This is a genomic window from uncultured Flavobacterium sp., assembly GCF_963925185.1.
GTDB lineage: Bacteria > Bacteroidota > Bacteroidia > Flavobacteriales > Flavobacteriaceae > Flavobacterium.
Genome location: NZ_CAWURC010000046.1, coordinates 1 through 5,613 on the forward strand (window position 1 = coordinate 1; position 5,613 = coordinate 5,613).

Sequence of the window (5,613 nt, forward strand, 5' to 3'; positions counted from 1 at the left end):
GTGATTCGTGATTAAATAAGATTCCATTACAAGCATACATGCCATATGCCTCTCTGTAATTGACCGTAATCCAAAACGCGTACATCTTGGCAACAGCATAAGGAGAACGTGGATAAAAAGGAGTTGTTTCTGATTGTGGTACTTCCTGTACTTTGCCATATAATTCAGATGTCGAAGCTTGATAAATACGTGTTTTTTTTTCCAATCCCAACAAACGAACCGCATCAAGGATACGTAAAGCTCCTAATCCATCTGCATTTCCTGTATATTCTGGCATTTCAAATGAAACAGCGACATGACTCATGGCCGCTAGATTGTAAATTTCGTCTGGTTGAATTTCTTTGATCAAACGGGTTAAATTCGTACTATCGGTCATATCGCCGTAATGTAATATAAAATTACGGTTATCTACATGAGGATCTTGGTATAAATGATCGATTCTATCTGTATTAAACAAAGAGGAACGCCTTTTTAAACCATGAACAATATATCCTTTTTTTAGTAAGAATTCTGATAGGTATGCGCCGTCTTGGCCGGTTACTCCTGTTACGAATGCTATTTTTTGTGGTTTGGTATTCATTTAATTTCGTTGTTTGTTATTTGTTGTTCATTTTTACGATGGGTGAAAAATGGCAAAAAATTTACATTTTTACTTCCTTGTACTCGTTATTATTTTCCAAAAACCAGTCGTAGGTCTTTTGGATTCCTTCTTCTAAATTCACTTGGTGTTTCCATCCTAAAGCATGCATTTTTGAAACATCCATCAATTTTCTATGAGTTCCATCAGGCTTGGTAGCATCCCAAATAATTTCACCTTCATGACCTACAATTTTTTGAATAGTAAGTGCTAGTCGTTTTATAGTTAAATCCTCTCCTGTTCCCACATTGTACAAATAATCTGGGAGTTTATTTTCTAATGCAAAAACTACAGCTCTGGCCATATCATCTACAAATAGAAACTCCCGCATGGGTGTACCGCTACCCCAAAGAGTTACAGGAGCATGATTGTTCTCCTTGGCTTCATGAAATTTACGCATCATCGCCGGTAAAACATGCGAAGAAGTTAAATCGAAATTATCATGGGTGCCGTATAAATTCGTCGGCATCAAACTGACATAATCTTTACCAAATTGCTCGCGGATTGCTTGACAGGCCTTAACACCAGTTATTTTAGCTACTGCATACCATTCGTTTGTGGGCTCTAACTCTCCAGTAAGTAAATAGGCTTCTTTTAGTGGCTGTGGTGCTAATTTGGGATAAATGCAAGAACTACCTAGGAAAATAAATTTTTCAATTCCTGCTTGTAAAGCCGAATCAATCAAATTATTCTGGATTTGCAGGTTTTCCATGATAAATTGGTAGGGGAAATTCGAATTGGCTAAAATACCACCCACTTTTGCTGCCGCATCGATAATCACATCAGGCTTCTCAGTTGCAATGAAATCGCTAACTGCTTGCTGGTTTTTCAAATCCAATACAGCACTCGAAACACCAATTAGATTCGTATATCCTTTTGAAGTCAAGACTCTCCATATCGCCGAACCCACCATTCCATTATGGCCTGCAATATATATTTTAGTATTTATGTCCATAAAAATGAAACTTTACAATTTATTGGTTAAGTGGTTAATCATTTATTTGAATGTAAAATTTAATTTTTAGGTTAAACTAGACATCTTTCTCAAAATGATTACCATGGCTTCGCCCTTCCTACTCCCAATAACAATCAGAAATAACTTTGAAATTTAAAACGTAAATATAGTATAAAAAATGCAAAATTAGTGCCTCAAAAACCAAATTAGGTATGTAAATTAACACTACAAAACTAACAAAAACTACATGTCACTGCCATTCAAAATAATACGCTTTGAGTTCGTTGCTGTCTCTTGTTCTTTTAATGCTTCAATAGCAACTTTAGCTTTGAATACGGTATCCCATTTTCTTCTACTTCTTTTCATAATTTTCACTTGACTAAATTAATAATTTTCAATGAATCAAGTGGTCCTAATTTGTAGAGGTATTGTACTTACCCAAGTTTCCAATTTTGCGTGCAAAAATACAAAAGAACCATCTAATGATTAGCCCAGAGTTAGCCCATATTTAGCAGTATAAAATGAGAAATTAGTGCCTTAAAAACCAAATTAGGTATATAAATTAATACTACAAAAACACATCACTGCCATTCAAACAATACGCTTTGAGTTCTATTTATAATATATCTACGCCCTATTGTACTTGCTCTTTTGCTGGTATCCCAAAAAAGCATTTGGCTTTCCTATGACATTTGCCACAAAAGTAGTTTTTATACGAACACGCTTTTTACGGGTTTCCTCATTTTTCATTTATTTTGTGCGGTGTGAGTTGTGGGCTGTCGGTAGTCTATTGTGTATTAACTGATTCGCTAGTCAATCGATCTTTAATATTTATATTTTAATTCTAAAAGTAATAGTTTTAAAACGATTAAACAATTAAACTTCTCGTAATCGATTCCCCTTTTCTATACAGTGAATGGTGTTTCTAAGTTCTTAGTTGTTGATTTTGGACTATAGGAAAGTATTGCAGAATGGGACTAATGGGTTTTTAAGATTTGAATTATACCGTTTGAGGATATGCCATTAATACATTGAATCATCCGATCAGCTACACTTGACTGCTTGCCCTTTCCAAAACCACAAAACAACTATTCCCAGACCCTAATTAGCTTTTTATAAAAACAAATTATTCTTTTACGTTCTGAAAATATCTTTTTTTTCTAATACACTCCCAAAAAATAAAGTTTCTAAGCGTTTTTTACAATCGGTAATTTGTTATTTCCTCAATTTTAAAGGTTTTTTGACATTATTTTGTATTTAACTATATCATTATCAATATTTTATATAAAATAAACAGAACCTTTCTATTGTTAAAAACTCAAGCCAATTGTGAATAAGTTTGGCTTTCTATAACCGCAAGAAGGTTTTATCTTTGAAAAAGTCAGTTAGATACTCTTTGTCAGTATACTAGGACTAAATTTTTTATTTATTAATTTAATTCCAAAAAAAAATGGCAATTAAATTCAAAACACAGTCTAGAAAAAATCCTCAGGACCTGACTGCCCCTGAAAAATTTTATGCCGCTGCAATTGCAGATGGCGATGTTGATTTAGATAGGCTCGCGGAGCTGATTTCGTATCAATGTACGGTTACCGAAACCGACTGTTATGCCGTATTGATGGCTTTAGAGCACAACATCATTGGCGAACTAGGTCAAGGTAGAATCGTAAAACTAGGTAGGTTGGGTAATTTTCAGGTAGGCATTAGTTCTACTGGAAGCGACACTGCTGCCGAAGTTAGCGCCACTGCCATCACCAAGAGTCGTATTTTGTTCCGTCCTGGAAAAAAAATGCGCACGATGTTAAGTGGCATAACCTTCAAAAAAGCAGGCTAGAACCTCGTTTTTTTTATTGTATTTTAAATGTAAGACCTCGGGTATTTCAGTGCCCGAGGCTTTTTTTTGCTCTTTTATTTACGAAAATTTTCGTCAATTCGTCGAGACGAGACAAACGTTTCGTCAGGACGAGACAATTACTTCATCAAGACGAAGCCCAACTTGCATCAGGACGATTTGAAAACCCTCTCTTTTTTGGGTAAATACTATTAAAATAGTCGCATTTTTCGATAATTCGAGTGCGAAATGGATCGATATACATTGTTTTTACTCTTCAAAAACAGTCCAAAATGCCATTTAAAATAAAGCACACAACCTTTTTTAATGATTTATTTGCTAGTTCCGCAGGGATTCTGCTTCCTTTTTTGGACTCGAAAAACGCAATTATAGTTCCCTATATTCCATAAAAAAAGCTCAAAATCACTGGCTAGAACCTCGTTTTTTGAGCGTATTTTTAATGTAAGACCTCGGGTAATTTCAGTTACCTTATCGAATTAGGGTATAAATGTAGTAAAATGTGGCGTTATGTGATGCTGTTTTTTTGAAAAAAATTAGATTTTTTTTGGGTTTGGGTTGATGAGTATTGGGTTGTTTGGTGAGAAGTGTCCTTCGACAAGCTCCGGATGACAGTGAATGGTGGGTTGTTTGGTGAGAAGTGAGAAGTGAGAAGTGAGAAGGGAGAAGTGAGAAGGGAGAAGGGAGAAGGGAGAAGGGAGTTCTGAGTGGGGAGTTGTGGGTTAACTAGTTAATTGAAATTAAATAATTCTAGAAACGATTAACCGATTAAACTTTCCTAAACGATTAAACTTTCCTAAACGATTAAACTCTCCTAAACGATTCTCTTTTCCTACATCAAAAAATCCTCCAAATTATCACGATGTATAATTTTAAATTCACTTCCAGCATAGGTTTCTAAAAACAGCTTGGGCATTTTATGTTTAGCATCCGGATTCCATTTGAATTCGAAGGCTGTTAAAACACCGTCTTGTTCTTCGATATAATCAATTTCTTTTTGCTCTTTGGTACGCCAATACCACGAATTAGCCCAATTTTGAGAATATTGAGTGTATTTCATTCGTTCAGAAACCATAAAATTTTCCCATAAAGCACCTACATCCATACGGTTTTCTACTTGATTAAAATTAGCTATCAATGCATTCCGAATTCCATTGTCATAAAAATAGATTTTCCTGCTTTTTTTGAGTTCAGAACGAAGATTTCTACTAAAAGACCCCAATCGAAATACAATAAAAGTCTGCTCTAATACTTCGATATATTTCTCTACTGTTTTGGCATCAAGACCTGTGAGTTGGGACAATTCATTATAAGAGACCTGAGAACCTACTTGATAGGCCAATCCTTGTAGTAATTTGATGAGTCCTTCTGGTTTTTTTATTTGTTCTAATAACAGTACGTCTTTATACAAATAACTATTGGATAGCTGTTTGAGAATTTCTTTTTCCATTCCTGCATGATTCACCACATCAGGGTAATACCCATATACCATGCGGTGTGCCAAAAGTCGCTTTTCTTCCAATAAACCATGATGTGCTACCATTTCTGCAAAAGACAATGGAAACATTTTATACTCCCACTTGCGTCCCGTTAAAGGTTCATTGAGTTTATTGGCCAATTCAAAAGAGGAACTTCCCGTAACAACTAATTGAACTTCCGGAATTTGATCGGTTATGAGTTTCATTCGCAATCCGATATCTTGTATCCGTTGCGCCTCATCAATAATAATAATTTTTTTGTTTCCAAAAATAGCTTTTAATCGTGTGGCTGAAATGGCAGCAAAAATAGCTTGTACATCCATTTCATCACCATTCAACCACAACACTTCTTCTAAAGTGCCAAAAAGCATTTTCAATAAGGTAGTTTTACCCACTTGCCGAGCACCAAGCAAAACGATGGCTTTCCCCGTATGTAGTTTACTTTCAACTATTTTTTCAAGGATTCTTTCAATCATAACGAAGCTTTAAAAAACAAAAATACAACTTTTACGGATTCAAATCCCTAAAAATAGCAACTTTTACGGATTTGAATACTAAAAAATCAATAAATTGATTATTTGAAGTCTGGGGTTCTGGGTTGTTTGGTGAGTGGTAAGTGGTGAGTGGTAAGTGGTGAGTGGTAAGTGGTGAGTGGTAAGTTGTGAGTGGTAAGTTGTGAGTTGTGAGTGGTGAG

5 protein-coding genes are annotated in these 5,613 nt (G+C 35.1%); 1 reads left to right on the forward strand and 4 read right to left on the reverse strand.

What is annotated here, in order from left to right:
• Both AABM59_RS09740 and AABM59_RS09745 read right to left on the reverse strand, forming a co-directional pair.
• On the reverse strand, nucleotides 1-580 hold a 580-nt coding region (locus AABM59_RS09740), incomplete at its 3' end, for a GDP-mannose 4,6-dehydratase (RefSeq protein WP_338408775.1).
• Nucleotides 581-641: 61 nt separating this feature from the next.
• A complete protein-coding gene (locus tag AABM59_RS09745; RefSeq protein ID WP_338408776.1) occupies nucleotides 642-1,592 on the reverse strand; it encodes a GDP-L-fucose synthase in 951 nt (316 codons plus the stop codon).
• A gap of 1,450 nt (nucleotides 1,593-3,042) precedes the next feature.
• Here AABM59_RS09745 and AABM59_RS09750 point away from each other — a divergent pair.
• Nucleotides 3,043-3,426 carry an HU family DNA-binding protein gene (locus tag AABM59_RS09750; RefSeq protein ID WP_338408777.1) on the forward strand — a complete coding sequence of 128 codons (384 nt, stop codon included), beginning with the start codon at nucleotides 3,043-3,045 and terminating at the stop codon, nucleotides 3,424-3,426.
• Between the two features lie 847 nt (nucleotides 3,427-4,273).
• Here AABM59_RS09750 and AABM59_RS09755 read toward each other — a convergent pair.
• Together AABM59_RS09755 and AABM59_RS09760 are read right to left on the reverse strand one after the other, a co-directional pair.
• Nucleotides 4,274-5,395 (reverse strand): ATP-binding protein, encoded by a 1,122-nt coding sequence (locus AABM59_RS09755; RefSeq protein ID WP_338408778.1) that lies wholly within the window; start codon nucleotides 5,393-5,395, stop codon nucleotides 4,274-4,276.
• 31 nt (nucleotides 5,396-5,426) lie between these two features.
• The coding region (locus AABM59_RS09760; protein ID WP_338408779.1) for a hypothetical protein at nucleotides 5,427-5,613 on the reverse strand (187 nt) is incomplete at its 5' end.

Coding starts and splice junctions, on each gene's coding strand:
- AABM59_RS09745 (WP_338408776.1), bottom strand. CDS start 1,592: ATGGACATAAATACTAAAATATATATTGCAGGCCATAATGGAATGGTG.
- AABM59_RS09750 (WP_338408777.1), top strand. CDS start 3,043: ATGGCAATTAAATTCAAAACACAGTCTAGAAAAAATCCTCAGGACCTG.
- AABM59_RS09755 (WP_338408778.1), bottom strand. CDS start 5,395: ATGATTGAAAGAATCCTTGAAAAAATAGTTGAAAGTAAACTACATACG.